The organism is Pseudomonas guariconensis, from assembly GCF_900102675.1.
In the GTDB taxonomy this organism is placed as follows: Bacteria; Pseudomonadota; Gammaproteobacteria; order Pseudomonadales; family Pseudomonadaceae; genus Aquipseudomonas; species Aquipseudomonas guariconensis.
This window is the reverse complement of sequence record NZ_FMYX01000011.1, coordinates 114,224-140,568: the sequence shown is the minus strand read 5'-3', so window position 1 is coordinate 140,568 and position 26,345 is coordinate 114,224. Positions and strand designations below refer to the sequence as shown.

At 61.4% G+C, this 26,345-nt stretch carries 25 protein-coding genes and 2 tRNA genes; 14 read left to right on the top strand and 13 right to left on the bottom strand.

The annotated features are described in order from the left end of the window. Nucleotides 1-104: 104 nt before the first annotated feature. From ruvC to BLS27_RS18265, 6 genes are all read right to left on the bottom strand, one after another. Entirely contained in the window at nt 105-629 is a 525-nt protein-coding gene (gene ruvC, locus BLS27_RS18290; RefSeq protein ID WP_043209516.1) for a crossover junction endodeoxyribonuclease RuvC, read from the bottom strand. Nucleotides 630-810: 181 nt separating this feature from the next. Further along, nucleotides 811-1,557, bottom strand: a complete 747-nt coding sequence (locus BLS27_RS18285; protein ID WP_043209518.1) for a YebC/PmpR family DNA-binding transcriptional regulator — start codon at nt 1,555-1,557, stop codon at nt 811-813. Nucleotides 1,558-1,667: 110 nt separating this feature from the next. Further along, nucleotides 1,668-3,443 carry an aspartate--tRNA ligase gene (gene aspS, locus BLS27_RS18280; protein ID WP_043209519.1) on the bottom strand — a complete coding sequence of 592 codons (1,776 nt, stop codon included), beginning with the start codon at nt 3,441-3,443 and terminating at the stop codon, nt 1,668-1,670. Nucleotides 3,444-3,537: 94 nt separating this feature from the next. Then, nucleotides 3,538-3,759 (bottom strand): FmdB family zinc ribbon protein, encoded by a 222-nt coding sequence (locus BLS27_RS18275; RefSeq protein WP_043209521.1) that lies wholly within the window; start codon nt 3,757-3,759, stop codon nt 3,538-3,540. 99 nt (nt 3,760-3,858) lie between these two features. After that, nucleotides 3,859-4,176 (bottom strand): ribbon-helix-helix domain-containing protein, encoded by a 318-nt coding sequence (locus tag BLS27_RS18270; RefSeq protein ID WP_232111746.1) that lies wholly within the window; start codon nt 4,174-4,176, stop codon nt 3,859-3,861. A gap of 171 nt (nt 4,177-4,347) precedes the next feature. Beyond that, nucleotides 4,348-4,821, bottom strand: coding sequence for a Dps family protein (locus tag BLS27_RS18265; protein ID WP_043209523.1), 474 nt, complete (start codon nt 4,819-4,821; stop codon nt 4,348-4,350). A 266-nt stretch (nt 4,822-5,087) separates the two neighbouring features. On the opposite strand from BLS27_RS18265, the gene BLS27_RS24070 reads away from it, so the two are divergent. Further along, nucleotides 5,088-5,681 (top strand): cold-shock protein, encoded by a 594-nt coding sequence (locus tag BLS27_RS24070; RefSeq protein ID WP_043209525.1) that lies wholly within the window; start codon nt 5,088-5,090, stop codon nt 5,679-5,681. 48 nt (nt 5,682-5,729) lie between these two features. On the opposite strand, the gene BLS27_RS18255 is transcribed toward BLS27_RS24070, so the two are convergent. After that, complete coding sequence (locus tag BLS27_RS18255) at nt 5,730-5,936, bottom strand: SlyX family protein (protein ID WP_043209527.1); 207 nt, start codon at nt 5,934-5,936, stop codon at nt 5,730-5,732. Nucleotides 5,937-5,940: 4 nt separating this feature from the next. Beyond that, on the bottom strand, nt 5,941-6,360 hold the full coding sequence (locus tag BLS27_RS18250) for an HIT family protein (protein ID WP_043209529.1): 420 nt from the start codon (nt 6,358-6,360) through the stop codon (nt 5,941-5,943). A 716-nt stretch (nt 6,361-7,076) separates the two neighbouring features. Between BLS27_RS18250 and BLS27_RS18245 the strand changes: the two genes are divergently transcribed. The 3 genes from BLS27_RS18245 to BLS27_RS18235 all read left to right on the top strand — a co-directional run bounded on the left by BLS27_RS18245 (nt 7,077) and on the right by BLS27_RS18235 (nt 11,192). Beyond that, entirely contained in the window at nt 7,077-8,342 is a 1,266-nt protein-coding gene (locus tag BLS27_RS18245) for an OprD family porin (RefSeq protein WP_070572295.1), read from the top strand. 162 nt (nt 8,343-8,504) lie between these two features. Beyond that, a complete protein-coding gene (locus BLS27_RS18240; RefSeq protein ID WP_043209534.1) occupies nt 8,505-10,220 on the top strand; it encodes a proline--tRNA ligase in 1,716 nt (571 codons plus the stop codon). Nucleotides 10,221-10,238: 18 nt separating this feature from the next. Then, complete coding sequence (locus BLS27_RS18235) at nt 10,239-11,192, top strand: hypothetical protein (protein WP_090346163.1); 954 nt, start codon at nt 10,239-10,241, stop codon at nt 11,190-11,192. 36 nt (nt 11,193-11,228) lie between these two features. Here the strand turns inward: BLS27_RS18235 and dinB are convergent, their stop codons facing one another. Then, the gene (dinB, locus tag BLS27_RS18230; RefSeq protein WP_167358118.1) at nt 11,229-12,287 is read right to left on the bottom strand and encodes a DNA polymerase IV; all 1,059 of its coding nucleotides are present in this window, start codon (nt 12,285-12,287) and stop codon (nt 11,229-11,231) included. A gap of 221 nt (nt 12,288-12,508) precedes the next feature. Here dinB and BLS27_RS18225 point away from each other — a divergent pair. The 4 genes from BLS27_RS18225 (at nt 12,509) to BLS27_RS18210 (ending at nt 16,950) form a co-directional block, all read left to right on the top strand. Then, nucleotides 12,509-12,585 (top strand) — tRNA-Met (locus tag BLS27_RS18225). A 122-nt stretch (nt 12,586-12,707) separates the two neighbouring features. After that, a tRNA-Met gene (locus BLS27_RS18220) sits at nt 12,708-12,784 on the top strand. A 231-nt stretch (nt 12,785-13,015) separates the two neighbouring features. Continuing rightward, complete coding sequence (gene mprF / locus BLS27_RS18215; protein ID WP_090346114.1) at nt 13,016-15,658, top strand: bifunctional lysylphosphatidylglycerol flippase/synthetase MprF; 2,643 nt, start codon at nt 13,016-13,018, stop codon at nt 15,656-15,658. Further along, nucleotides 15,658-16,950 carry a virulence factor family protein gene (locus BLS27_RS18210; RefSeq protein ID WP_090346112.1) on the top strand — a complete coding sequence of 431 codons (1,293 nt, stop codon included), beginning with the start codon at nt 15,658-15,660 and terminating at the stop codon, nt 16,948-16,950. Before mprF ends, BLS27_RS18210 begins: the two co-directional genes overlap by 1 nt. A gap of 75 nt (nt 16,951-17,025) precedes the next feature. On the opposite strand, the gene BLS27_RS18205 is transcribed toward BLS27_RS18210, so the two are convergent. Beyond that, entirely contained in the window at nt 17,026-18,924 is a 1,899-nt protein-coding gene (locus tag BLS27_RS18205) for a potassium transporter Kup (protein WP_043208731.1), read from the bottom strand. A gap of 235 nt (nt 18,925-19,159) precedes the next feature. Between BLS27_RS18205 and rimO the strand changes: the two genes are divergently transcribed. The 5 genes from rimO (at nt 19,160) to tsaA (ending at nt 23,132) form a co-directional block, all read left to right on the top strand. Then, the gene (rimO, locus tag BLS27_RS18200) at nt 19,160-20,491 is read left to right on the top strand and encodes a 30S ribosomal protein S12 methylthiotransferase RimO (RefSeq protein WP_043208732.1); all 1,332 of its coding nucleotides are present in this window, start codon (nt 19,160-19,162) and stop codon (nt 20,489-20,491) included. Nucleotides 20,492-20,582: 91 nt separating this feature from the next. Beyond that, entirely contained in the window at nt 20,583-21,041 is a 459-nt protein-coding gene (locus BLS27_RS18195; RefSeq protein WP_043208735.1) for a GNAT family N-acetyltransferase, read from the top strand. 124 nt (nt 21,042-21,165) lie between these two features. After that, complete coding sequence (locus BLS27_RS18190) at nt 21,166-21,876, top strand: rRNA pseudouridine synthase (RefSeq protein ID WP_090346109.1); 711 nt, start codon at nt 21,166-21,168, stop codon at nt 21,874-21,876. Between the two features lie 93 nt (nt 21,877-21,969). After that, nucleotides 21,970-22,431: a YehS family protein gene (locus tag BLS27_RS18185; RefSeq protein ID WP_043208739.1), complete on the top strand. Its 462-nt coding sequence runs from the start codon at nt 21,970-21,972 to the stop codon at nt 22,429-22,431. Nucleotides 22,432-22,436: 5 nt separating this feature from the next. Next, on the top strand, nt 22,437-23,132 hold the full coding sequence (tsaA, locus tag BLS27_RS18180) for a tRNA (N6-threonylcarbamoyladenosine(37)-N6)-methyltransferase TrmO (protein WP_043208741.1): 696 nt from the start codon (nt 22,437-22,439) through the stop codon (nt 23,130-23,132). Between the two features lie 103 nt (nt 23,133-23,235). Here tsaA and fpr read toward each other — a convergent pair whose 3' ends face one another. Next, nucleotides 23,236-24,015 carry a ferredoxin-NADP reductase gene (gene fpr / locus BLS27_RS18175; protein ID WP_043208743.1) on the bottom strand — a complete coding sequence of 260 codons (780 nt, stop codon included), beginning with the start codon at nt 24,013-24,015 and terminating at the stop codon, nt 23,236-23,238. A gap of 120 nt (nt 24,016-24,135) precedes the next feature. Between fpr and finR the strand changes: the two genes are divergently transcribed. After that, complete coding sequence (gene finR / locus BLS27_RS18170) at nt 24,136-25,062, top strand: LysR family transcriptional regulator FinR (RefSeq protein ID WP_043208745.1); 927 nt, start codon at nt 24,136-24,138, stop codon at nt 25,060-25,062. On the opposite strand, the gene BLS27_RS18165 is transcribed toward finR, so the two are convergent. Both BLS27_RS18165 and erdR read right to left on the bottom strand, forming a co-directional pair. After that, a complete protein-coding gene (locus BLS27_RS18165) occupies nt 25,063-25,425 on the bottom strand; it encodes a diacylglycerol kinase (protein ID WP_043208747.1) in 363 nt (120 codons plus the stop codon). Nucleotides 25,426-25,500: 75 nt separating this feature from the next. After that, nucleotides 25,501-26,151 (bottom strand): response regulator transcription factor ErdR, encoded by a 651-nt coding sequence (gene erdR / locus BLS27_RS18160; protein ID WP_043208748.1) that lies wholly within the window; start codon nt 26,149-26,151, stop codon nt 25,501-25,503. Between the last annotated feature and the right edge of the window lie 194 nt (nt 26,152-26,345).

Here is a 26,345-nt window from a genome sequence, read left to right as displayed (position 1 = left end):
CGATCCTTTCCTTCGGGTGCCGGCCAGAAACCGGTCCACCCTATCAGCAAATGCAGTGGGAGACTGTTCCCCCCACACAAAATATGTATCAGCGCATGAAGCGGCTACAGACGCAAGCGTCCACCGCGTCGCCGGGCTGTGGCCAATCCATGCGGGATGAGGCTGGACCGAGTGTGAGCATGGCACAGCGCGATGGCCAGGGCGTCGGAGGCATCCACCTGGGGCTTTTGCGTCAACTTCAACAGGTGCATGACCATCAACATCACCTGTTCCTTGTTGGCGCCACCGGTGCCGGCCACGGCCTGCTTGACCTGGCTGGCACTGTATTCGGCAATCTCAAGACCCGCCTCGGCGGCCGCGACGATCGCCGCGCCCCGAGCCTGCCCCAGCTTGAGAGCCGAATCGGCGTTGCGCGCCATGAATACCCGCTCGATGCCCATGGTCACCGGCCCGTGCTGGCGGATGATCTCACTCACCCCACGGAACACGACCTGCAGCCGCTCGTGCAATTCGCCACTGCCTGTGCGAATACAACCAGACGCCACGTACTCGCAGCCGCGAGCCGTCTGACGCACCACACCGAAACCTGTGATGCGCGAACCGGGGTCGATACCAAGAATCAGAGTCATAGGGCCTGTCATTGAAAGGAGGCATGTTTGCGAACTGCATCGGCCCTTTCGCGGGCAAACCCGCCCCACAGACATGGCACCGGTTTCGATTGCGGCGCCATGCCTGTGAGAGCGGGTTTACCTACAAAGCCCGTACAGGCGCTGACAAGCTTACAGAGCTGGTAGGGGGCGCCCGAACACCTTAGCCGAGCTTCTCCATGATCTCGTCGGAAATTTCGGCGTTGGAGTAGACGTTTTGCACATCGTCCAGATCTTCGAGCATGTCGATCAGCTTGAGCACTTTCTCCGCTCCCTCCTGATCCAGCTCGGCGCTGGTGGTCGGCTGCATCACGATCTCGGCGTCGGCGGCCTTGAAGCCGGCCTCTTCCAAGGCGTTACGTACGGCATAGAAGCTGTTGAACGAAGTGAATACATCGAAGGAGCCGTCGTCATTGGCGACCACATCGTCGGCATCCGCTTCCATGGCGGCTTCCATGAGGGTGTCTTCGTCCAGGCCCGGAGCAAAGCTGATCTGCCCCTTGCGCTCGAACAGATAGGCGACGGAGCCGTCGGTACCGAGGTTGCCGCCACACTTGGTGAATGCATGACGCACAGCCGCTGCGGTGCGGTTGCGGTTATCGGTCATGGCCTCGACCATGATCGCCACGCCACCAGGACCGTAGCCTTCGTAGCTCAGCTCTTCGACGTTGTCGCTTTCGTTGGTGCCCGCACCACGCGCCACGGCGCGGTCGATAATGTCGCGGCTCATGTTGGCACCCAGGGCCTTGTCCAGGGCCAGGCGCAAACGCGGGTTGGAAGCCGGGTCAGGCCCACCCTGCTTGGCAGCGACAGTCAGTTCGCGGATCCACTTGGTGAAGATCTTGCCTCTCTTGGCATCCTGGCGCTCTTTGCGGTGCTTGATGTTTGCCCACTTGGAATGACCAGCCATAACGACTCCGAATCCTTGAAACAGAAACAGGTTCCGCCCCGAAGGGCGGAACGCGAGAAAACTGCGCCAAAGCGCGTGGGCGCTTCCGCCAGGGAAGCGCCCTGGGTCGATTACTCGACCTTGGTCTGCTCACGCAGACGGATGTGCAGCTCGCGCAGGGCCTTGGCATCCACCAGACCTGGAGCCTGGGTCATGACGCACGCGGCGCTCTGGGTTTTCGGGAACGCGATCACTTCACGGATCGACTGGGCGCCGGTCATCAGCATGACCAGGCGGTCCAGGCCGAAGGCCAGGCCACCATGAGGTGGCGCACCGAACTTCAGGGCGTCGAGCAGGAAGCCGAACTTCTCCTGCTGCTCTTCGGCACCGATGCCCAGCAGACGGAAGACCGCCTGTTGCATTTCCTTACGGTGGATACGGATCGAGCCGCCACCGAGCTCAGTGCCGTTGAGCACCATGTCATAAGCACGCGACAGCGCAGCGCCCGGGTTGGCCTCGAGCTCTTCAGGCGAGCACTTGGGCGCGGTGAACGGGTGGTGCAACGCGCTGAAGCTACCATCGTCGTTTTCTTCGAACATCGGGAAGTCGACGACCCACATCGGTGCCCACTCGCAGGTCAGCAGCTCGAAGTCGTGGCCCAGGCGGATACGCAGCGCGCCCAAGGCTTCGCTGACGATCTTGGCCTTGTCGGCGCCGAAGAACACGATGTCACCGTCGACGGCGCCCACGCGATCAAGGATCACGTTCAGGTTGGCCTCTGGGATGTTCTTGACGATCGGCGACTGCAGGCCCTCGACGCCCTTGGCGCGCTCGTTGACCTTGATGTAGGCCAGGCCCTTGGCGCCGTAGATGCCGACGAACTTGGTGTATTCGTCGATGCGGCTGCGCGGCATGCTGGCCCCGCCCGGCAGACGCAGAGCGGTGACGCGGCACTTCGGATCGTTGGCCGGGCCTGCAAAGACCTTGAAGTCCACGTCCTTGAGCTGGTCGGCAACATCGACCAGTTCCAGCGGAATACGCAGGTCAGGCTTGTCGGAACCGTAGCGACGCATGGCCTCTTCGTAGGTCATGTGCGGGAATTCGCCGAACTCCAGATCCAGGACTTCCTTGAACAGCTTGCGGATCATGCCTTCGGTCAGGCCCATGATCTCGGCTTCGTCGAGGAAGCTGGTCTCGATGTCGATCTGGGTGAATTCCGGCTGACGGTCGGCACGCAGGTCCTCGTCACGGAAGCACTTGGCGATCTGGTAGTAGCGATCGAAGCCGGCGACCATCAGCAACTGCTTGAACAGCTGCGGCGACTGCGGCAGGGCGAAGAAGCTGCCAGCGTGGGTACGGCTCGGGACCAAGTAGTCGCGCGCGCCTTCCGGTGTGGCGCGGGTCAGGATCGGCGTCTCGACGTCGAGGAAACCGTTCTCGTCCAGGTAGCGACGGATGCTGCTGGTGATGCGCGAGCGCAGACGCAGCTTGTCGGCCATTTCCGGGCGACGCAGGTCGATGAAGCGGTAGCGCAGGCGGGTTTCCTCGCCTACATCAGAATATTCGTTCAGCGGGAAGGGTGGGGTTTCCGCCTCGTTGAGCACCTTGAGCTCATAGCCCAGCACTTCGATACCGCCGGACGCCATGTTCGGGTTGACCGCGCCAGCCGGGCGCAGACGCACCTTGCCGGTGATCTGTACGACATACTCGCTGCGCACGCGGTCGGCAGCGGCGAAAGTCTCGGCGCGATCCGGGTCGAAGACGACCTGGGCCATGCCTTCGCGGTCACGGATATCGAGGAAGATCACCCCGCCGTGGTCGCGGCGACGATGGACCCAGCCGCAAAGGGTGACTTCCTGGCCGTCCAGGCTCTCGTTCAGTTGGCCGCAATAATGGCTGCGCATCATGATGGTGGTTTCGCTTCTCGTGATTCGTGTATTCGGTGGAGGTCTTGGCCGCCCAAGGGGCTAATACTGCAAGACCCAGTCACTGCAATTCAACTCAGTCGGCCTTGTCGCCGCCTGCCAGGTTCTTCTTCGCCCCGGTCTTGAAATCGGTCTCGTACCAGCCGTTGCCGCTCAGGCGGAAGCCGGGTACCGACAGCAGCTTTTTTAGGGCTGGAGCCTGGCACGCCGGGCAGTCGGTCAGTGGTGCGGCGCTGATCTTCTGCAACACCTCCATCCGGTGATCGCAGGACGCACATTGATAGTCATAAAGGGGCATGGGGGTGTCTCTCGTCAACCACAACGCTGCCGGGGCAGTAAAAAGCGGGATTATATATGGTTAAGGAGAGCTGCGCAGCCCGCCCGGCGATCAGCGTACTCAGGGCGGATCGAGCAGCCAGGCCACGCAGATCACCCGAATCAGCCCACTGAAGTTGCGAACCCCACCGTGACGCAAGTGGACCTCCCGATCCACGTAGGACAGCACGGCGCTTACCGTGCATTGGTTGGCCTGGGCGATGCGTTCGAGAATACGCCAGTAGACCACCTCAAGCCGCAGGCAGGTGGCAAAGCCATTGAGCCGGACCGACCGGGAGACCGGCCGAACCTGCATCATGTCGAAATCTGCCCGAAAAGGGTCAATGCACTGCTTGCCCGGCCATTTTCCCTGGCAAGCGCCTCGCCTGCCTTGTTGCATCACTTCCACCACACCACTCCATTGTCTGGAAAAATCCCCTCGCGCCCATGCACGACCGGGCAGATCAATAAAGCGCTGTCAGGGCCTCCAAAGCAGTGGCAAAACCTTCCGGGCGAAACGAAAGACCCGACCCTGGACGGGGTCGGGTCGATGGAGCCTACAAACGAACGATCACTTTTCCTCGAGCAATACCCGCAGCATCCAGGCGGTTTTTTCATGGATCTGCATGCGCTGGGTCAGCAGGTCGGCGGTCGGCTCATCGCTGACCTTGTCGACGACCGGGAAGATGCTACGCGCCGTGCGCACCACCGCCTCCTGCCCCTGAACGAGCTGGCGGATCATCTCTTCGGCAGGCGGTACGCCCTCTTCTTCCTTGATTGACGAGTGACGCGCATAGAAGGCATAGGAACCTGGCGCCGGGAAGCCCAACGCCCGAATGCGCTCGGCGATCGAGTCGACCGCCAGGGCCAGCTCGTTGTACTGCTCTTCGAACATCAGGTGCAGGGTGCGGAACGCAGGGCCGGTGACGTTCCAGTGAAAGTTATGGGTTTTCAGATACAGCACGTAAGTATCCGACAACAGGCGGGAAAGCCCATCGACGATGGACTTGCGATCTTCTTCATTGATACCGATATCGATTGCCATGAAGCTCCCCTTTCCATAAGGCTTGGTCATCAAGCGGGCACCCCAAACTGTATCAGACCCTCCCGCTCCTGCCCGTGACACAGGACAAACCGTCGCCCCACGGTTTGAGAACCCCCTGCCTTTGCTGTTAAATAGGCACCGTGCCACCCGTGCGGACAGTCATTGCCGGGGGCATAGGCTGGCCAGTTGCGTGATCGCGCCTTGTATCTGCGCACCGCACGTCCAGCTCTTCCTGTGATCGGCCTTATCAATGTGAGCCCACTCAAATGTTCAAGATCGTCCATCTGGTGACGGGCGTAGCAGCTTTGCTGCTGTCGCTCATACCCAGCCTGAAAACCGATGCAACCCCGTTCCTGGAGCAACCTGAAGCCGTCTACCTGGCATTGCTCGGCCTGCTCAACCTGCTGTTGGCACCTGCACTGCCGCTCTACTACAAAGGCGCCCGCCAGCAACTGCAATCGCTGGCGTGCGCCTTGTTGGTGCTGGCGGTGATCCTGCAGACCATCACCCTGCTGGCACGCCCGGAACTGGGCGACCTGCCAGCCCTGCTCTGCGCCACCCTGGCCGTAGCCTTGCACCTTGGCACAGGCTTCGCCCGCAGCTTCAAGAAGCCACGCGCCAACCAAGGCACCTCACAAGATGCGGGCAAACGTGATACCGGCACGGTGAAGTGGTTCAACACCTCCAAGGGCTTCGGCTTTATCTCCCGCGATTCGGGCGACGACATTTTCGTGCATTTCCGCGCGATCCGTGGCGAGGGCCACCGCGTTCTGGTCGAAGGCCAGCGCGTTGAGTTTTCGGTGATGCACCGCGACAAAGGTCTGCAGGCTGAAGACGTGGTCGCGGTTTCCCGCCGCTGACCGACAGACCCTGGCGCAGCGGATCCCTCCGCGCCAGGGTCACCCTCCTTAATAATGAGGCGGCGGCGCCTGCTCCCCCTCGCCACCGTACTGCCCCACCACTTCCTCGTAACGCTTGATCAATTCGGCCATCTGCAGCTGCAGGCGCTCGATCACCCGCCCCTGCTCGACCAGCACATCATTCAGCGCCTGAATGGTGTCGTCCTGAAACGCCTGACGGCTTTCCAGCTCGATGACTCGGGATTCCAACGACATAGCCTTAAACCTCCCGGAAGTCATCGTTCAACACCATCCGCAAACGCTGACGGATCGAGTCGATCTGGTCGGCGGTGTACTCGGTAGCAGGCACCCGCCCCCACACTGGCGCGGGCCAGGCCGCGTCGTCGCGTCGGCGCACGATCACGTGCATGTGCAGTTGGCTCACCACATTGCCCAAAGTCGCGACGTTGAGCTTGTCGGCAGCGAAGCTGTCCTTGAGTGTCTCGGCCAGGTAAGTGGTTTCCTTCCAGAGCTGCTGCTGGTCGGCTTCGTTCAACTGAAACAGTTCGCTGATATCGGCGCGCCGCGGCACCAGGATAAACCAGGGGTAGTTGGCATCCTTGCTCAGCAACAAGCGACTCAATGGAAAATCTCCCAACACCAGGGAATCCTGCTGCAAACGCGAATCCAGAACGAACACGGCAATATCTCCTCAAGACGAAACGGCCCGGCCAGAGCGCGGGCGAGATGAGCGAAGGATACCTTGCTTCAACAGCGCCAGCATGAAATGCCACCGCAAGGGCTGTCTTTTTCGGCGAGCAGCACACTTGTACGCACAACCCGGTAACACTGCGCTACTTTTCGCACCAAAAAGGAGCCGACAGCGCAACACACCCCACTGCTTTGTGCGCGGATTAACAGTTTTCGGTAACACGTTGACTTTTAAGGTAGCTTTTCGCCCACGAGCGTGGCCGCGATTTGGCACACCATCAGACGCTTTTCGCCCCGTATTTATGGACCTTTGCCATCCCTGCCAGAGGGACTGTGAAAAATTCATGAACAAATCGTGATTTTGAGCACGCTTGTTGCATCCCCATCCGACCAAGTCACGAGGCACCTCGGTGCACGAGACAATAAAAAAAGCGGCAGGGATACCCAGGTTGTTCCACCAGCCAGGTGTGTTTACAGAATTGTTACAGCGCTGGCGTTATACGCCCCGAAACTGGGCGTAATTTGCGACATGGAAATAGCCAAACGCGACATGTTGAAAAAGTTCCCTAAAGGTTGTTTTTTCAGTGTCGCCAAGAATAGTCAGCGTGATATACATTTTCGCCGACATAACAAGAAAGAGCTCGCCCTATAACTAAAAGAGCAGGGTGAAGCGGTACTTCCTAAAAACCAAAGGAGCAAATCACGATGCGCGTGATGAAGTGGAGCATGATCGCCCTGGCCGTTGCGGCAGGGACCTCGCAGTTGGCAGTGGCCTCTTCGCAGGACGAATCCAAGGGTTTCATTGAAGACAGCCAGCTGAACGTCAAGACCCGTATGCTGTATTTCAGCCGTGACTTCCGCAACAACCCGGCCGGCACCCAAAGCCGCCGTGAAGAGACCGGCCTGGGCTTCCTCGGCACTTACGAGTCCGGTTTCACCCAAGGCACCGTCGGTGTGGGCGTCGACGCAATCGGCATGCTGGGCCTGAAATTGGACAGCGGCAAAGGCCGCTCCGGCACCGGCCTCTTCCCAACCGACTCGGATGGCCGTTCGCAGGACGACTACTCCAAAGGCGGCGCCGCAGTTAAGTTCCGCGTTTCCGACACCGTGCTGAAGGTAGGTGACCAATTCACCGCACTGCCGGTCTTCGCGACCGATGACAGCCGCCTGCTGCCAGAAATGGCCCAAGGCACCTTGATCACCAGCAACGAGATCAAGGACCTGACCCTGCACGCCGGTCACTTCACCAGCCTGACCGCTCAGGAAGAGACCAACCGCGACAGCCTTCACCTGAAGGAAGCTAACGTTGTCGGTGGTACCTACGCGTTCACCGAAAACCTGAGCACCAGCCTCTACTACTCCAAGGTCGAAGACTACTGGCGCAAGTACTACGCCAACGTCAACTGGGCGCTGCCGATCTCCGACAAGCAAGGCCTGGTGTTCGACTTCAACATCTATGACACCAAGAGCGAAGGCCACCTGGCCCGCGCCTTCGATGGCGACAAGCTCGACAACCGTGCATTCAGCCTTTCGGGCGCCTACAACATCGGCGCTCACACCTTCACTCTGGCCTATCAGAAAGTGACCGGTGACGGCGACTACGCTTACGGCGTCGACGGTGGCGGCACCATCTTCCTGGCTAACTCCGTAGCCCGCTCCGACTTCAACGCCGAAGACGAGAAGTCCTGGCAGGCTCGCTACGACCTGAACTTCGCCGAGTACGGCATTCCAGGCCTGACCTTCATGACCCGTTACGTGCGCGGCACCGACGCCAACGTCGCCGGCACCAGCAACGGCAAAGAATGGGAACGCGACATCGATATCAAGTACGTGCTGCAAGAAGGCCCTGCCAAGGACCTGAGCTTCCGCGTACGCCAGGCCACCTACCGTTCCGCCGACGGTGTCTACTACGGTTCCCCGTCGATCGACGAACTGCGCCTGATCGTCGAGTACCCGCTGAGCATCCTGTAAGCCCCTGGCTTGCAATTGCCCCGCACCGAAAAAGCCCGGCGATCACGCCGGGCTTTTTCTTGGCTGACAAGCGCCCCGCCCTGGGGCATCCTGTACGCCTTCGCTCCGCCCCCGTACAATGCGGGGTCATTTCAACGTCTTAGGCAATCGACACGGCCCACCATGCGTACCAGTCAATATTTGCTCGCCACCCAGAAAGAAACCCCTGCCGATGCAGTGGTCATCAGCCACCAGCTCATGCTGCGCGCCGGCATGATCCGCAAGCTGGCCTCCGGCCTGTACACCTGGCTGCCGATGGGCCTGCGGGTGATGCGCAAGGTCGAAGCCGTGGTCCGCGAGGAAATGAACGCCGCTGGCGCCCTGGAAGTGCTGATGCCAAGCATCCAGCCCGCGGAGCTGTGGCAGGAATCCGGCCGCTGGGAGCAATACGGCCCTGAGCTGCTGCGCCTGAAGGACCGCCATGACCGCGACTTCTGCGTTGGCCCGACTCACGAAGAAGTCATCACCGACCTGGCACGCAACGAGCTGTCCAGCTATAAACAGCTACCGCTGAACATGTACCAGATCCAGACCAAGTTCCGTGACGAGATCCGTCCGCGCTTCGGCTTGATGCGCGGTCGCGAGTTCATCATGAAGGACGCCTACTCCTTCCATGCCGACCAGGCTTCCCTGCAGGAAACCTACGACCGCATGCACCAGGCGTACACCAACATCTTCACCCGCCTGGGCCTGGACTTCCGTCCAGTGCAGGCAGACACCGGTTCCATCGGTGGTAGCTACTCCCATGAATTCCACGTTTTGGCCGAATCCGGCGAAGACGACGTGATTTTCAGCGACAGCTCCGACTACGCCGCCAACATCGAGAAGGCCGAGGCCATTCCACGCGAAACCGTGCGTCCAGCCCCCACTGAGGAGCTGCGCCTGGTCGACACCCCGAATGCCAAGACCATCGCTCAACTGGTCGAGAACTACGGCCTGCCGATCGAAAAGACCGTCAAGACCCTGATCGTGCGCGGCGCCGAAGAAGGCAAGCTGATCGCCCTGGTGGTCCGTGGCGACCATGAGCTGAACGAAATCAAGGCCGCCAAGCTCGAGCAGGTCGCCGACCCACTGGTCATGGCAACCGACGCCGAGCTGCGCGCCGCCATCGGTGCTGGCGCAGGCTCCCTGGGCCCGCTGAACCTGCCGCTCGAATGCATCATCGACCGCTCGGTCGCCCTGATGAGCGACTTCGGCATCGGCGCCAACATCGACGACAAACATTACTTCGGCGTCAACTGGGAACGTGACTTGCCGGTTCCTCAGGTCGCCGACCTGCGCAACGTGGTCGAGGGCGACCCAAGCCCGGACGGCCAGGGCACCCTGGTCATCAAGCGCGGCATCGAAGTCGGCCACATCTTCCAGCTCGGCACCAAGTACAGCGAGGCGCTCAAGTGCCAGGTACTGGGCGAGAGCGGCAAACCGGTAACCTTGTCCATGGGCTGCTACGGCATCGGCGTCTCCCGCGTGGTCGCCGCCGCTATCGAGCAGAGCTATGACGACAAGGGCATCATCTGGAACGATGCCCTCGCGCCCTTCCAGATCGCCCTGGTACCGCTGCGTTATGAAACCGACGCCGTTCGCGAAGCGACCGACAAGCTGTACGCTGAACTGACTGCCGCCGGTTTCGAAGTGCTGCTGGACGATCGCGACAAGAAGACCAGCCCCGGCATCAAGTTCGCTGACATGGAACTGATCGGCATCCCTCACCGCATCGTGGTCAGCGACCGCGGCCTGGCCGAGGGCAACCTGGAGTACAAGCACCGTACCGAGCAAGAAGCCCAGCCTCTGCCGCTCAACGAAGTGCTGACCTTCCTGCAAGCCCGCATCCGTCGCTGATAGCCCACCGCACGAGTGATCATGTCCAGAAGCACCTTTACCCTGGGGGGCGCCGCACTGTGCGGCGCCCTGCTCGTCAGCGGCTGCGCCAACCAGATGTCCCAACGCAGCGAGCATGAGGAGCGCGCCGAGCGCAAGCTGCTCGAACATACCCTGCAAATCGACGTGGGCGAGCCCAAGGTGATGGAGCTTCCCCAGCGGCGCGTACGTATTCATGAACAGAAGCGCTTCGAAGTTACCGAGTTCGAAGTCACTCGCCGTTACGACCGCTACACGCCTTACCAACCCTGGCGAGAGATCTATGAGATCCCCCTGGGCGCGGTTGCCGTGGTGGCCGGTGTCGGCGCCAACGTGGTCAACGTGTTCGCCCTGGGCAATCTACCGGAAAGCATCACTCACGATTGGCTCAGTTACGGCCTGGCTGGGCTCAACCCGTTCATGAACGTGCCGTCCAATGGTCGCGCGCAGCAGAACCTGGCTGGGATCAGCGAAGTGCAGAAGGACAAGCGCGAGGAGTACACCAGCCTGCCTTGGAGCGAACGCCTGGTCGAAGTCAAGGCTGGCAAACTGACCCACGAGCTGACCACCGACCATAACGGCGTACTTCGCCTGAACCTGCTCGACAGCCCGTTCTCCGAGCAGAACCTCAATCACATCGGCACCCTGCACCTGCATGTAGCCGACGAGGACAATGGTGTGCGCGGCGATGCCAGCCTGCTGGTCAGCAGCAATTTGCGTGGCAAGCTGCTCGAAGCCCACGAGCTGATCTTCGATGACCTCGAGGGCGACGATGTCGGCCAATGGGTGCATCGGGTCAAGCGCCTGTCGGAGCTGGGCTTGGAAGAAGAAGCCAGCGAGCTGGAGCAAAGCCTGATCGAGTTGACCCGCAATGATCCGGAGCTGCAACGGGACTTCCTGCAAGCACTGACTAAGGACACCGGGCGACTGGTTGCCGACCCTGGAATACAGTAAACCCGCCGGGGCTGCCTAGCGGCCCCTCCCCTTCACTCACTGCGGCGGGAAGAGCTCCAACTGCTCATGCGCCCCACGCAGATCTCGCAATCGAACTCCCACGCCTAATAACCGTACTGGCTTGCCACCCCGGGCAAACGCCTGGCTGAGCAACTGTCGGTAGCTCTCCAGATCACGACCGGCTCCAGCCTGTTCCAGGGTCGTCTGGCTGAAGTCGTGAAATTTTACCTTCACGAACGGTTTGTCCGGCCGGTAACTGTTATCCATGCGCGCAATGCGCGCGTTCAGGCTCTCGAGCAGCTCGGGCAGTTTCTGCAGGCAACTCGCCAGGTCCGGCAAGTCGGTATCGTAGGTATTTTCGACACTTACAGATTGACGCCGGCTGTCATTTTGTACGATTCGTTCATCTATACCCCGCGCCAGCCCCCATAACCGCTCACCAAAACTGCCGAACTCCCGCACCAAAGCCAAGCGCGACCACTCGCGCAGCTCCAGACACGTTTCGATACCCAGGCGTGCCAGTTTGTCCGCCGTGACCTTGCCCACGCCGTGCAGCCTTGCGACCGGCAAGGCTGCTACGAATGCTTCCACCTGGTCGGGGGTTATCACGAACAAACCATTGGGCTTGCGCCAGTCGCTGGCGATCTTGGCCAAGAACTTATTCGGCGCCACGCCAGCCGAAACCGTGATGTGCAGCGTCCGAGCGACCCGCTTGCGAATGTCTTCAGCAATACGCGTGGCGCTGCCGGCGAACCATTGGCTGTCGCTGACATCCAGATAGGCCTCGTCCAGCGACAGCGGCTCGATCAAGTCGGTGTAGTCACGAAAAATGGCGTGGATTTCCCGAGAGGCCTCGCGATAAGCCTCAAAGCGCGGCTTGACGATCAACAGGTCTGGACAGAGCTTGAGCGCATGACGCGAAGACATGGCCGAGCGCACACCATAGGCACGCGCCTCATAATTGCAGGTCGCGATCACCCCGCGCTGCTCAGGCGCCCCGCCCACGGCCATCGGGCGCCCTGCCAAACGCGGGTCGTCGCGCATTTCGATTGCGGCATAGAAACAATCGCAGTCGATGTGGATGATCTTGCGCAAGGACATGGATGACCGTCAGCACTGTAAATTCATACAGATACTACCGGTGCGTCGCCATGTGTTCCAGAGCCGGCCTGTCGGAAAGCCTTCCAATCCGATGCAAGCCCCGTCATTGCTGAGCTGCAGCCCTTATTCAAACGCTAAGAGATTGAACAAAAAAGGGTTTTTCCGAAATAGCGCTTGACATGGCAGAGGATTTCCGTAGAATTCGATCTCACAGGCGCGGGATGGAGCAGCCTGGTAGCTCGTCGGGCTCATAACCCGAAGGTCGTCGGTTCAAATCCGGCTCCCGCAACCAGATTCAGAAAAAGGCCACTGTCGATACAGTGGCCTTTTTTCTTGTCTTAAAAAAAATCTACGACAAATCAAAGAGTAATGCTTGACAGCTACTCGGAATTCCGTAGAATGCGCATCCACTGACGCGGGATGGAGCAGCCTGGTAGCTCGTCGGGCTCATAACCCGAAGGTCGTCGGTTCAAATCCGGCTCCCGCAACCATATTCGTCAGAACAAACCCCGCCTGCTAACGCAGCGCGGGGTTTGTTGCTTTTGGCCCCGTGAATACTTCCCCACTTCGCCTCAAGTGGGGCTCGCCGGATGAACTATCTTTAACCCTGCCAAACCGCTGAAAGCGGGCCGGGCAGGAGTAATATCTGGATACGTTTTCCGAAGGGACTTTCACTTGGCCGCACCTCTGCCCAACCTCGCGCTCCTGGCCCGAGGTTATCCATGATTTCACACGACTCCGAACCTCAGGAGCCTCTCGCCACCGCGCTTCCCAACGCCGCCCGCCGCCTGCCCTGGCTGGAGCGGCTGAGCCGTTATCGCCAACCCTTGGGGCTGGCCTTGACGTTGCTGCTGTTCAGCATGGCCTTGATCGCCTGCCGGCACTTGCTGAGCGAACTGGACATTTATGCCCTTCACGACGCCATGCTCAGCGTGCCGACACGATCTTTGGCGGGCGCCTTGCTGGCGACCGTCGTGGGCTTTGTGACTTTGCTGGGCTATGAATGGTCCGCCAGCCGTTACGCTGCAGTGCAGCTACCGGCCCGCACATTGGCGCTGGGCGGGTTCAGCGCCTTTGCCATTGGTAACGCGGTCGGGCTGTCGATCCTGTCCGGTGGCTCGGTACGTTATCGCCTGTATGCGCGGCATGGGCTAGGCGCCGCTGAAATCGCACGGATGACCGTGTTCGCTAGCCTATCCCTAGGCTGCGCCCTGCCCCCTCTGGCAGCGCTGGCGACATTGAGCAACCTGCAAGGTGCCGCCACCGCCCTGCGCCTGCCTGCCCCATTGCTGGCCAGTATCGCCGTGGCAGTGCTGGCGCTGACGGCCGTATTGGTAATCGGCCTCTATCGCCGCCGCCTGGACGAGCAACCTCTGGCCGATAGCCTGGTGGTGCAGTTTGGACGGCGCACCCTGCGACTACCAGGCGCCCGCTTGGCCGCCCTGCAGTTGTTGATCACCGCCCTAGACGTCGTCGCCGCCGCTACCGTGCTTTACCTGCTGCTACCCGAAGCTCCGCCTTTCGGCGCCTTCGTCCTGGTCTACCTGCTCGCCCTGGCCGCCGGTGTACTCAGCCATGTGCCAGGTGGCGTGGGGGTGTTCGAAGCCATTCTCCTGGCCGCCTTCGCCAATCAGCTGGGCGCCGCGCCACTGGCAGCTGCCTTACTGTTGTATCGCCTGATCTATGTGGTCCTGCCTTTGCTAGTGGCCTGTGTGCTGCTGTTGGCGAGCGAAGCCCGCCGTCTGCTGTTCGCCCGCCAAGCGATCAATGCAGCCGCCGGGCTTGCTGCGCCGGTGCTGGCAATCCTGGTGTTTCTGTCAGGCGTCGTGCTGTTGTTCTCCGGGGCCACGCCCGAGATCGACACGCGCCTTGAGCACATGGGCTTTCTGGTGCCCCATCGCCTGATCGACGCTTCGCATTTTGGCGCGAGCCTCATCGGGGTGCTGTGCCTGCTGCTGGCTCAAGGGTTACGCCGGCGACTGTCGGCCGCCTGGCTGCTGACCACCGTCCTGCTGCTGGTAGGCGCACTGCTGTCGTTGCTCAAGGGCTTCGATTGGGAAGAGGCCAGCGTGCTGATCTTCACAGTGGCGCTGCTGACCTTGTTCCGTCGCTCGTTCTATCGCCCAAGCCGGTTGCTGGAGCTGCCCTTCTCGCCGGTGTACCTGGTGGCAAGCGTTTGTGTGGTCGGCGCCTCGGTCTGGCTGCTGCTGTTCGCCTACCAGGATGTACCCTACAGCCACGAACTGTGGTGGCAGTTCACCCTCGATGCCGACGCACCACGTGGCCTGCGCGCCGCCATGGGCAGTGCAGTGCTGTTAGTGGTCGTCGCGCTGACTTGGCTGCTGCGCACCGCACGGCCCGTGATTCACTTGCCCAACGATGAGGAACTGCAACAGGCCAAGGGCATTCTGATGGCCTCCGACCAACCCGACGGTGGCCTGGCACTCACCGGCGACAAAGCCTTGCTGTTCCACCCCAACCACAAGGCCTTCCTTATGTATGCCCGTCGCGGCCGCAGCCTGGTCGCCCTGTACGACCCGATCGGCCCCGCCCAGGAGCGCGCCGAGATGATCTGGCAATTCCGTGACCTCTGCGATCTGCACCACGCCCGCCCAGTGTTCTATCAAGTCCGCGCGGAGAATCTGCCGTTCTACATGGATATCGGCCTGACGGCACTTAAGCTCGGCGAAGAAGCGCGGGTCGATCTGCGCCGTTTTGACCTCGAAGCCAAGGGCAAGGAGATGAAAGACCTGCGCTATACCTGGAACCGCGGCGGCCGTGACGGGCTGACGCTGGATATCCATGAGCCAGGCGATGCCCCGCTCGAGGCACTCAAGGCAATTTCCGACGCCTGGCTCGGTGGCAAGAACGTACGTGAAAAAGGCTTTTCCCTCGGTCGCTTCAGCCCCGAGTACCTGCAGCATTTCCGTATCGCGTTGATCCGCTTTCAAGGCCTACCGGTGGCCTTTGCCAACCTGCTCGAAACCCAGAGCAAAGAGCTGGCGAGCCTGGACCTGATGCGTGCCCATCCGCAAGCCCCCAAGCTGACCATGGAATTCATGATGATCGGTTTGATCCTGCACTACAAAAACCACGACTACGCTCGCTTCAGCCTCGGGATGGTCCCGCTCTCCGGCCTTCAACCCCGACGTGGCGCCCCCCTGACCCAACGCCTGGGTTCGATGGTGTTCCAGCGCGGCGAGCAGCTGTACAACTTCCAGGGGCTACGTCGCTTCAAGGACAAGTTCCAACCGGATTGGGAACCCCGCTACATGGCTGTGCCGGCCGGGCTCGACCCGTTGGTGGCATTGGCCGATACCGCCGCCCTGATCGCAGGCGGCCTGACTGGATTGGTGAAACGTTGATGATCCGACGCTATTGGCTTTACCTGACCGGCGCCCTGCTCCTGGCCTTGCTGGCCGGTGCCGCGGCCTTCTGGCTGTGGACCCGCCCAGCGCCCGAGGCCCGCCTGGAACACCTGACCCTGGGCGACGGCAGCAGCCTGGTCCGCGCCATACCGGGCGTACACGCCAAGGCCCACGTGGCCATTGCCGTGCCCCAGGACCAGGCGCTCAGCGACAAACAATTGCTGGACCTGAGCCAGGCCGGCGAGGCCCAGCTGGTCCAGGTGCTTCTGCCGCCTGGCGACTGCGTCAAGCAGCAGCGCGCACTCGACCAGGCCATGGGCGAGCTGGCCGCACCGCCGAACTTGGTGGCTGGAATCGGCCCTGGCGCTGCGCAGGCCTGGCGATGGCTGGCCACCCAGAGCGATGACAAGGCCCGCGCCATCTCCGTGGACTTCACCCTCGAACAGCCCGGTTGCCAGCCCCTGCCCAAATCCGCCGCCCACGGCCATTGGAACGTAGCGTGGAATGACAACCCCGACGATGCCAGTGCCGCATTCGTGCGCGACCAGGCGAACGCCGAGACGAGCATCGCCGACTACGACATTCACCTGCCCCAGGTGCTCAAAGCTCAACTGACCCAGGCCCTGATCGGCAAGGACGGCAATGCACTGAGCATTCCGGTAGTTGAGGTCCCCGCCGGGCAGACCACCGACACCGTCACCCTGTTCCTCTCCGGGGATGGCGGCTGGCGTGACCTGGACCGCGACGTCGCCGGCGAAATGGCCAAGCTCGGTTATCCGGTCGTAGGGATCGATACGCTGCGCTACTACTGGCAGCACAAGACGCCGGAACAGAGCGCCGCCGACCTCTCTGAGCTGATGCAGCACTATCGCCAGAAATGGGGCACCAAGCGTTTCGTGCTCACCGGCTACTCCTTCGGCGCCGACGTGCTGCCGGCGATCTACAACCGCCTGCCGGATGAAGACAAACAGCGGATCGATGCCGTGATCTTGCTGGCGTTTGCCCGCAGCGGCAGCTTCGAGATCGAGGTCGAGGGCTGGTTGGGCAAGGAAGGTCAGGAAGCCCCAACCGGCCCGGAAATGGCCAAGCTGCCAGCGCCCAAGGTGGTGTGCGTCTATGGTGTCGAGGAGACCGATGAAAGTGGGTGCACCGACAAGACCGCAGTCGGTGAACGCCTGAAGCTGCCTGGCGGGCATCACTTCGACGAGAACTATCCAGCCCTGGCCAAGCGCCTGATCAGCGAGATCGAGACGCGCCAGGGGAAGTCCAGCGTGGCGGAACAGAACTGAAATAAGCCTGCGGGCCGCCTCGGACGGCTGATCACGGGCTTGCCCTGCGATCAGCTGTCCGAATGCCCCTGGGAATCAGATCTCGACCTGCGTTCCCAATTCGATCACCCGGTTCAGCGGCAGGTTGAAGAACCGAAGATTACCGTTGGCATTCTTGAGCAGGAACGCGAACAGGTTGCCACGCCAGCGCGCCATGCCCTCCAGGCGCGAGGCGATCACTGTCTCGCGGCTGAGGAAGTAGGTGGTACGCATCGGGCTGAAATCGAGTCCGTCCAGGTGGCACAGCTTCAGCGCCGCCGGCACGTCCGGTTCATCCATGAAGCCAAAGTGCAGCAGAACGCGGAAGAACCCATCACCATAGGCCTCCACTTCAAAGCGCTCGTGCTCCGGCACCCGCGGCCGATCCTCACTGACCACCGTCAACAGCACTACCTGGCTGTGCAGCACCTGGTTATGCAGCATGTTGTGCAACAGCGCATGGGGCACAGCGTCTGCCCGCGCAGTGAGAAACACCGCCGTGCCCTCGACGCGATGTGGCGGCTGTACGCGGATACTGCTGATGAACACGGGCAACGGCAGGGCTCCCTCGTCGATACGGTCCACCAGAATCTGTTTACCGCGCTTCCAGGTACTCATCAGTACGAACAGCACGATCCCCGCCAGCACAGGGAACGCGCCGCCCTGCACGATCTTCGGCACGTTGGCGGCGAAGAACAATCCATCGACAAACAGGAAACCCAACAGAATCGGCACCGCCAGCACCGGTGGCCACTTCCACAGCAGCAGCATCACTGCCGACACCAGGATGGTGGTCATCAACATGGTGCCGGTCACCGCAACGCCATAGGCTGCGGCCAATGCGCCCGACGACTCGAAGCCGATCACCAGCAACACGACGCCGACCATCAAGGTCCAGTTCACCGCACTGATGTAGATCTGCCCTTGCTCGTCGCTTGAAGTGTGCTGGATCTGCATCCGCGGGATGTAGCCAAGCTGGATGGCCTGGCGGGTCAGGGAAAAGGCCCCGGAAATCACCGCCTGGGAAGCGATCACCGTCGCCAGCGTGGCCAGCCCCACCAGCGGCAACAGTGCCCAGCCCGGCGCCAGCAGGTAGAAGGGGTTGCGCGCCGCTTCCGGGTTTTGCAGCAGCATCGCGCCCTGTCCGAAATAGTTGAGTACCAAGGCCGGCAGCACCAGTGCGAACCAGGCCCGAGCAATCGGTTTGCGGCCAAAATGCCCCATGTCGGCATACAGCGCCTCGGCACCGGTCAGCGCCAGTACCACCGCCCCGAGGATCGCCACGCCCATGCCCGGGTGAACGATGAAGAAGTTCAGCGCCCAGCCCGGATTGAACGCCTTGAGCACTTCCGGGCTCTGCGCGATGCCATGCACCCCGAGCGCCCCCAGCACCACGAACCAAGTGACCATGATCGGCCCGAACAGCTTGCCGATTTTCTCGGTGCCATGCTTCTGCACCAGGAACAATGCCACCAGCACCACCAGCGACACCGGCACCACCCAATGATCGATTCCGTCGAAGGCAAGCCCCATGCCCTCAACCGCCGAAAGCACCGACACCGCCGGGGTGATCATGCTGTCACCGTAGAACAACGAGGCACCGACCAGACCGCAACCGACCATTAGCGCCCTGAGCTTCGGGTAATTGGCCGTCGCCCGGCGCGCCAGTGCGGTCAATGCCATCGTGCCGCCTTCCCCCTGGTTATCGGCACGCAGGATGAACATCACGTACTTGAACGAAACCACCCACAACAGCGACCACAGAATCAGCGACAGGATGCCCAGCACGCCATCATGGTTGACCTGTACCCCATACCCCCCGGTGAAGACCTCTTTGAGGGTGTACAGCGGGCTGGTACCGATATCGCCATACACCACCCCAACAGCTGCTACGAGCAGGCCCAGCGAGCGTGTCGCCCCCTGCCCACCTTCGGCGTGACTGCTTGCCTGAACCATCGACCACTCCCGCAGAAGGCCTTCTAGACCCATTTGAGTTGCACCCGCGCCGAGCCATCCCGAATGCCCCCGCGCAACGGCGCGAAGCATAGCGCAGCGTTCGTCGTATTTCTGCTGGTAAAGCGACCTTGCGCTCGCTAGAATTGCGCACTTTTTGATCAGAGGCGCCAAAAGCGCCCATCAGTATCGCCCCCGTCAGCGGCTGGGCGATCTGTCTTCAATACCGAGGTTAGCCATGTCCACCACTCCCGCCACCCCGAAGGTCGGTTTCGTCAGCCTGGGTTGCCCCAAGGCTCTCGTTGACTCCGAGCGCATCCTGACCCAGCTGCGCATGGAAGGCTATGAAGTCGTGCCTACCTACGAGGACGCCGACGTGGTGGTGGTCAACACCTGCGGCTTCATCGACAGCGCCAAGGCCGAGTCCCTGGAGGTGATCGGCGAGGCGATCAAGGAAAACGGCAAGGTCATCGTCACCGGTTGCATGGGTGTCGAGGAAGGCAATATCCGCGACGTGCACCCGAGCGTGCTGTCGGTCAGCGGCCCGCAACAGTACGAGCAGGTAGTCAATGCCGTACACGAAGTGGTTCCACCGCGTCAGGACCATAACCCGCTGATCGATCTGGTCCCGCCCCAAGGCGTCAAGCTGACCCCACGTCACTACGCCTACCTGAAGATTTCCGAAGGCTGCAACCACAGCTGCAGCTTCTGCATCATCCCGTCGATGCGCGGCAAATTGGTTAGCCGCCCGGTCGGCGAAGTGCTGAGCGAGGCCGAGCGCCTGGTCAAGGCCGGCGTCAAGGAAATCCTGGTGATCTCTCAGGACACCAGCGCCTACGGTGTGGACGTCAAGTACAAGACCGATTTCTGGAACGGTCGCCCGGTCAAGACCCGCATGCTCGAGTTGTGCGAGGCCCTGAGCAGCCTCGGTGCCTGGGTGCGCCTGCATTATGTCTACCCATACCCGAACGTCGACGACGTGATCCCCCTGATGGCCGCCGGCAAGATCCTGCCGTACCTGGACATTCCCTTCCAGCACGCCAGCCCCAAGGTGCTCAAGGCCATGAAGCGTCCGGCCTTCGAAGACCGTACCCTGGCCCGCATCAAGAGCTGGCGCGAGCAGTGCCCTGAGCTGGTGATCCGCTCCACCTTCATCGTCGGCTTCCCCGGTGAAACCGAAGAAGACTTCCAATACCTGCTCGACTGGCTGACCGAAGCCCAGCTCGATCGCGTCGGCTGCTTCCAGTACTCGCCGGTCGAAGGCGCCCCGGCCAACGATCTGGGCCTGGAAGAAGTCCCGGACGAAATCAAGCAGGAGCGCTGGGACCGCTTCATGGCCCACCAGCAGGCCATCAGCGCCGCACGCCTGCAACTGCGCATCGGCAAGGAAATCGACGTGCTGATCGACGAAGTCGAGGAGCAGGGCTCGGTTGGCCGCAGCTTCTTCGATGCCCCGGAAATCGACGGCAGCGTGTTCATCGATGGCGATCATGGCTTCAAGCCAGGCGACAAGGTGCGCTGCCGCATCGTCGATGCCGACGAATACGACATGTGGGCAGAACCGATCTGAGCCTCCTCAGGTCAGCCCCGATCAAGCCCCGCCACTGGCGGGGCTTTTTTTTGCATCTATGTTTTCCTCAGGACCCAGCAGGAGCAATGCGATGCAACCGGCACTGACGCTTCAAACGCCAAATGTGAGCGACTACCCGGAACTGGTGCGGATCTGGGAGGCCTCGGTGCGCGCCACCCACGACTTCATGCCCGATGCCTATATCGTACTGCTGCGCGAACATGTGCTACGCCGTTATCTGGACGCCGTGATGCTGGTCTGCTGCAGGGACAGCACCAGGCGCATTCTTGGTTTTGCCGGCGTCGCCAATGGCCGGGTGGACATGCTCTTCGTCGCCCCTGAATACCGTGGCCAGGGCATCGGCAAACGGCTGTTGCGCTATGCCGTCGACGAACTCAATGCCGAGCGCCTGGATGTCAACGAGCAAAACCCGCAGGCGTTGGGGTTCTACCTGCACGAAGGGTTCGAAGTCACCGGGCGTTCGGATACCGATGGACTAGGTCAGCCCTATCCCTTACTGCACATGACCCTGATTCGCACAGGCTCTTGAGCTTTGGATGCAGGATGCCGTACGCCCCTCCTGAAATGGCGTAAATGACATAGATTCCCAGCCCCAAGATCGTCCAGAGAGGTACAATGGCGGCCTTCCCTGCCTCATTTTGCGAATTGCCTTCATGTCAGAACCCCTGCGCCTCTCCAAACGCCTCATCGAGCAACTTGGTTGCTCCCGCCGCGAGGCCGAGCTGTACATCGAGGGCGGCTGGGTCACGGTGGATGGCGTCGTGGTCGAGCAACCCCACTACAAGGTCGGGACCGAGCAGGTTGCACTGCTCCCGGGAGCACGCGCCGAGCAACTGCCACCGGTCACGCTCCTGCTCAATCAAACGGCTGGTCAGGACGCCGAGAGCGGTCGCATCAGCATGACCATGGCTACCCTCAGCGAAGCCCATCCGCCTTCGGTGCGCCCGCTGCATGGTCACTTCGCCAGGTTGTCCTGTGTCGCGCCTCTGGAACCCGGCGCAACCGGTATGCAGCTGTACACCCAGGACTGGCGAGTCACCCGCAAGCTCGAGGCCGATCTTCATCGGATGGAGCAGGAGTACATCGTCCAGGTCGAAGGCCAGGCGTCGGCAGAGGCCTTGCAGCGCCTTGCCCGTGGCATCACCCGCAGCGGTCAGGAACTGCCCAAGGCCAAGGCCAGTTGGCAGAACGAAAGCCATCTGCGCCTGGCCCTGAAGAATCCGCGGCCCGGGCAGATCGGCGCCTTGTGCGCCGCCCTTGGACTCAAGGTGCTGGGTATGCGCCGTATCCGCCTGGGCGGGGTGTCCATGGGCAAGCTGCCCGCCGGGCAGTGGCGCTACCTGGCGACCAACGAACGCTTCTAGGCCCTGTACGCAATGTATCCGCACCGGGCCACACTGCCCCTAGCATTATCGCCACGCCACTGCTGGCGTGGCGCCTGAACAGGATTTGTCACCATGAACCACAACGATGTCCTGCGCAGCCTGCGCTACATGCTCAAGGTCAGCGATGCCCAAATGGCCGAGATCATTGGGCTGACCGGCCTCGAAGTTTCTCCCGAAGCGGTCGCCACCTACTTGAAGAAAGAAGATGAAGCCGGCTACGTGCGTTGCCCGGAACGGGTCATGGCGCATTTTCTCGACGGGTTGGTGATTCACCGTCGAGGCCGCGATGACAGCCGCCCGGCGCAACCGATCGAAGTCCCGGTGAGCAATAACACCATCCTCAAGAAGTTGCGCGTGGCCTTCGAACTCAAGGAGGAAGACCTGCACGTAATTCTGAAGTCGGTCAACTTCCCAGTGTCCAAACCCGAACTCAGCGCGCTGTTCCGCAAGGTCGGCCATGACAACTACCGACCTTGTGGCGACCAGCTGCTGCGCAACTTTCTCAAGGGCCTGACCCTGCGTGTGCGTGGCTGAGCACGATGCAACACACGGTCTCACCGGTTGGCATCGTCCGCTCCTGCTTCAAGGAGAAGTTCGCCATACCTCGCCAGCCGCAGCTTGCGCCCGCCGCACGTGGCGTGCTGGAACTGCTGCCCCCGTTCGACCAGGGTGATGCCGTCGCCGGGCTCGAACAGGTCAGCCATGTCTGGCTGTTGTTCCTGTTCCACCAGGCCCTGGAAGACAAGCCCCGCCTAAAGGTGCGCCCGCCGCGCCTAGGGGGCAACAAGAGCATGGGCGTGTTCGCCACCCGCGCCACCCACAGACCCAATGGTATCGGCCAGTCAGTGGTGCGCCTGGAGGGTGTCGAGGCAGGTCGTCTGCTGCTGTCGGGGATCGACCTGCTCGACGGGACGCCGGTACTGGACATCAAGCCTTATGTGCCCTACGCCGACTGCATCGATGATGCAACCAACCAGATGGCCAGCGATGCGCCTGAACCTATTGCCGTGACCTGGAGCGAGGCCGCCCTACCCCAGGCCCATACACATGCCTTGCGTCTTCGAGAGCCATTGGTCGAGCTGATCGAGCAGTGCCTGGCGCAGGACCCACGCCCGGCTTACCAGGTACCGCCAGCTGATCGGGTGTATGGGGTGAAGTTCTGGGATGTCCAGGTGCGCTGGCACTACCCGAAGCCAGACCAGATCCGTGTTCTGGAAGTCGTACCGGACGCTTAAGCCTTTCGGAAAATTCCCGGCGGTGCAGCCGCCGGCAGTACCGGTTTTCCGGACATAAAAAAACGCAGGCCATGGCCTGCGTTTTTGCGTTGTGCGATTCGTCTTACTTTTCGACGAAAGCACGCTCGATCAGGTAGTCACCTGGCTCACGCATGCGTGGGGAGATCTTCAGACCGAAGCTGTCGAGAACCTCGGCGGTTTCGTCGAGCATGCTCGGGCTACCACAGATCATGGCGCGGTCGTCTTGTGGGTTGATCGGCGGCAGGCCGATGTCGCTGAACAGCTTGCCGCTGCGCATCAGGTCGGTCAGACGGCCCTGATTTTCGAACGGCTCGCGGGTCACGGTCGGGTAGTAGATCAGCTTGTCGCGAACTGCCTCGCCGAAGAACTCGTTCTGTGGCAAGTGCTCGGTGATGAACTCACGGTAGGCGACTTCGTTGACGTAGCGCACGCCGTGAACCAGGATCACTTTTTCGAAGCGCTCGTAGGTTTCCGGATCCTGGATGACGCTCATGAACGGCGCCAGACCGGTGCCGGTGCTCAGCAGGTAAAGGTGCTTGCCCGGGTTCAGGTCGTCGAGCACCAGGGTACCGGTGGGCTTCTTGCTGATGATGATCTCGTCACCTTCCTTCAAGTGCTGCAGCTGGGAGGTCAGCGGGCCATCCGGCACCTTGATGCTGAAGAACTCCAGGTGCTCTTCCCAGTTAGGCGAAGCGATGGAATAGGCGCGCATGAGCGGACGGCCGTTGTCCTGTTGCAGGCCGATCATCACGAACTGACCGTTCTCGAAGCGCAGGCCCGGATCACGGGTGCACTTGAAGCTGAACAGAGTGTCGTTCCAGTGGTGCACACTGAGGACACGTTCGTGGTTCATGTTGCTCATCGATGGGGCTCCTGAAGAAAGACGCGGCGCGGACCTAGCGCACTATTGCGCGATATTTTAGGGGCAGCGACAATATCTGTTAAATGGATTATCAAGATATGTCTTATCGGTTATATAGATATGCGATTCACGCTTCGTCAGCTACAAGTCTTTGTCGCCGTCGCCCAGCACCAAAGCGTGTCCCGGGCCGCGAGCCTGTTGGCGTTGTCGCAATCGGCAGCCAGCACCTCGATCACTGAACTGGAGCGTCAATCGAGCTGCCAGTTATTCGACCGCGCGGGTAAACGGCTGAGCCTCAATGCCTTGGGCCATCAATTGCTGCCCCAGGCCGTTGCCCTGCTCGACCAGGCCAAGGAGATCGAGGACCTGCTCAATGGCAAGTCCGGCTTCGGATCGCTCTCGGTCGGTGCCACCTTGACCATCGGCAACTACTTGGCAACCCTGCTGATCGGCAGCTTCATGCAGGGTCACCCGGAGAGTCAGGTCAAACTCCATGTGCAGAACACCGTACATATCGTGCAGCAGGTCGCGCACTATGAAATTGACCTGGGTCTAATCGAAGGCGACTGCAACCACCCGGATCTGGAAGTGCAGCCCTGGGTGGAAGATGAACTGGTGGTGTTCTGCGCGCCTCAGCATCCCTTGGCCAAGGTGGGCCGGGCAGATGTGGAGACCTTGTCCCACGAGGCGTGGATTCTTCGCGAGCAAGGCTCGGGGACGCGGCTGACGTTCGACCAAGCCATGCGTCATCACCGCGCCAACCTGAACATCCGCCTGGAGCTGGAACACACCGAGGCGATCAAACGCGCCGTTGAGTCCGGCTTGGGCATCGGCTGCATCTCGCGCCTGGCCCTGCGCGACGCGTTCCGGCGTGGCAGCCTGGTGGCGGTGGAAACGCCGGAACTGGACTTGTCGCGGCAGTTCTATTTCATCTGGCACAAGCAGAAATACCAGACCTCGGCCATGCGCGAATTCCTGGAGCTGTGCCGTAACTTCACCGCCGGCGTCAGCCGCAGTGACGAGATCGTCCTGCCGCCGATTGCCTGATCAGAGCAGGATTACACCCCACACCAGCGCCACCATGGTCATCGCGACCAGTTGCGCGGCGCTGCCCATGTCCTTGGCATTCTTGGACAAGGGGTGGCGCTCCAGGGAGATACGGTCGATGGCCGCCTCAACCGCAGAATTGAGCAACTCGACGATCAACCCCAGCAAGCATACGGCGATAAGGATCGCACGCTCCACACGGGTGACGGGCAGCCAGAAGGCCAACGGAATCAGTACGACGTTGGCCAGCACCAGCTGGCGGAACGCCGCCTCGCCCTTGAAAGCGGTACGCAGGCCGTCCAACGAATACCCGGCGGCGTTGAAGATACGTTTAAGGCCGGTCTGGCCCTTGAATGGCGACATGGACGGTTACTTCACCGATTAAAGGGCCAGCAGATTAGTCCAACCCGGGTCAAAAAAGCGTGAATATACGGGAACTTAGTTAGCCGAAACCGATTCGAGTTGTTGCAGCAGCAACGCTGCCTGAGTACGGGTACGCACCCCCAGCTTGCGGAAGATTGCCGTCACGTGGGCCTTGATGGTCGCCTCCGACACGCTCAATTCGTAGGCGATCTGCTTGTTCAGCAAACCTTCACAAACCATGGTCAGCACCCGGAACTGCTGCGGCGTCAGACTGGCCAGACCTTCGCTCGCAGCCTTGGCCTCGGCCGAGACATCGACCTTCTCGAACGCCTGTGGCGGCCACCACACGTCACCATCGAGCACCTTCTGCACTGCATCCTGGATGACGTCCAGGTTGCTCGACTTGGGGATGAAACCGCTGGCACCGAACTCGCGAGACTTGACCACCACGGCCGCCTCTTCCTGCGCCGAGACCATGACCACTGGAATCTGCGGGTACTGCCCACGCAGCAGGACCAAGCCGGAGAAACCATAGGCGCCGGGCATGTTCAGGTCCAACAGGACCAGATCCCAGTCGGCCTTCTCGGACAGGCGGGTTTCCAGCTCGGCGATGCTCGCCACCTCGACCAGACGTACATCCGGCCCCAGGCCGAGGGTAACGGCCTGGCGCAGGGCGCTACGAAACAGTGGGTGGTCATCGGCAATCAGGATTTCGTATGTGGCCATCGATCTAAGGATCCTGTTCTGTGCCAGGCGCGAGGGGTGGAGGAATGCCTGGCGAGCAACTCAAGGCGCAAACGGCAGGGCCGCCGGCCGCAATGGCACGGCGAAGTCCGGGATAACAGCATCTTCGTCGTGCCCGAATCGGCGCCAAGAATGCCGAGCACGGTCCGGGTGGTCAAGCCAATTGCCCGGTCGTC

Bases quoted from the DNA above. Each gene is read 5' to 3' on its own strand.
- ruvC (WP_043209516.1), bottom strand. From the start codon at position 629: ATGACTCTGATTCTTGGTATCGACCCCGGTTCGCGCATCACAGGTTTC.
- BLS27_RS18285 (WP_043209518.1), bottom strand. From the start codon at position 1,557: ATGGCTGGTCATTCCAAGTGGGCAAACATCAAGCACCGCAAAGAGCGC.
- aspS (WP_043209519.1), bottom strand. From the start codon at position 3,443: ATGATGCGCAGCCATTATTGCGGCCAACTGAACGAGAGCCTGGACGGC.
- BLS27_RS18275 (WP_043209521.1), bottom strand. From the start codon at position 3,759: ATGCCCCTTTATGACTATCAATGTGCGTCCTGCGATCACCGGATGGAG.
- BLS27_RS18270 (WP_232111746.1), bottom strand. From the start codon at position 4,176: ATGCAACAAGGCAGGCGAGGCGCTTGCCAGGGAAAATGGCCGGGCAAG.
- BLS27_RS18265 (WP_043209523.1), bottom strand. From the start codon at position 4,821: ATGGCAATCGATATCGGTATCAATGAAGAAGATCGCAAGTCCATCGTC.
- BLS27_RS24070 (WP_043209525.1), top strand. From the start codon at position 5,088: ATGTTCAAGATCGTCCATCTGGTGACGGGCGTAGCAGCTTTGCTGCTG.
- BLS27_RS18255 (WP_043209527.1), bottom strand. From the start codon at position 5,936: ATGTCGTTGGAATCCCGAGTCATCGAGCTGGAAAGCCGTCAGGCGTTT.
- BLS27_RS18245 (WP_070572295.1), top strand. From the start codon at position 7,077: ATGCGCGTGATGAAGTGGAGCATGATCGCCCTGGCCGTTGCGGCAGGG.
- BLS27_RS18240 (WP_043209534.1), top strand. From the start codon at position 8,505: ATGCGTACCAGTCAATATTTGCTCGCCACCCAGAAAGAAACCCCTGCC.
- mprF (WP_090346114.1), top strand. From the start codon at position 13,016: ATGATTTCACACGACTCCGAACCTCAGGAGCCTCTCGCCACCGCGCTT.
- BLS27_RS18210 (WP_090346112.1), top strand. From the start codon at position 15,658: ATGATCCGACGCTATTGGCTTTACCTGACCGGCGCCCTGCTCCTGGCC.
- BLS27_RS18205 (WP_043208731.1), bottom strand. From the start codon at position 18,924: ATGGTTCAGGCAAGCAGTCACGCCGAAGGTGGGCAGGGGGCGACACGC.
- rimO (WP_043208732.1), top strand. From the start codon at position 19,160: ATGTCCACCACTCCCGCCACCCCGAAGGTCGGTTTCGTCAGCCTGGGT.
- BLS27_RS18195 (WP_043208735.1), top strand. From the start codon at position 20,583: ATGCAACCGGCACTGACGCTTCAAACGCCAAATGTGAGCGACTACCCG.
- BLS27_RS18190 (WP_090346109.1), top strand. From the start codon at position 21,166: ATGTCAGAACCCCTGCGCCTCTCCAAACGCCTCATCGAGCAACTTGGT.
- BLS27_RS18185 (WP_043208739.1), top strand. From the start codon at position 21,970: ATGAACCACAACGATGTCCTGCGCAGCCTGCGCTACATGCTCAAGGTC.
- tsaA (WP_043208741.1), top strand. From the start codon at position 22,437: ATGCAACACACGGTCTCACCGGTTGGCATCGTCCGCTCCTGCTTCAAG.
- fpr (WP_043208743.1), bottom strand. From the start codon at position 24,015: ATGAGCAACATGAACCACGAACGTGTCCTCAGTGTGCACCACTGGAAC.
- finR (WP_043208745.1), top strand. From the start codon at position 24,136: ATGCGATTCACGCTTCGTCAGCTACAAGTCTTTGTCGCCGTCGCCCAG.
- BLS27_RS18165 (WP_043208747.1), bottom strand. From the start codon at position 25,425: ATGTCGCCATTCAAGGGCCAGACCGGCCTTAAACGTATCTTCAACGCC.
- erdR (WP_043208748.1), bottom strand. From the start codon at position 26,151: ATGGCCACATACGAAATCCTGATTGCCGATGACCACCCACTGTTTCGT.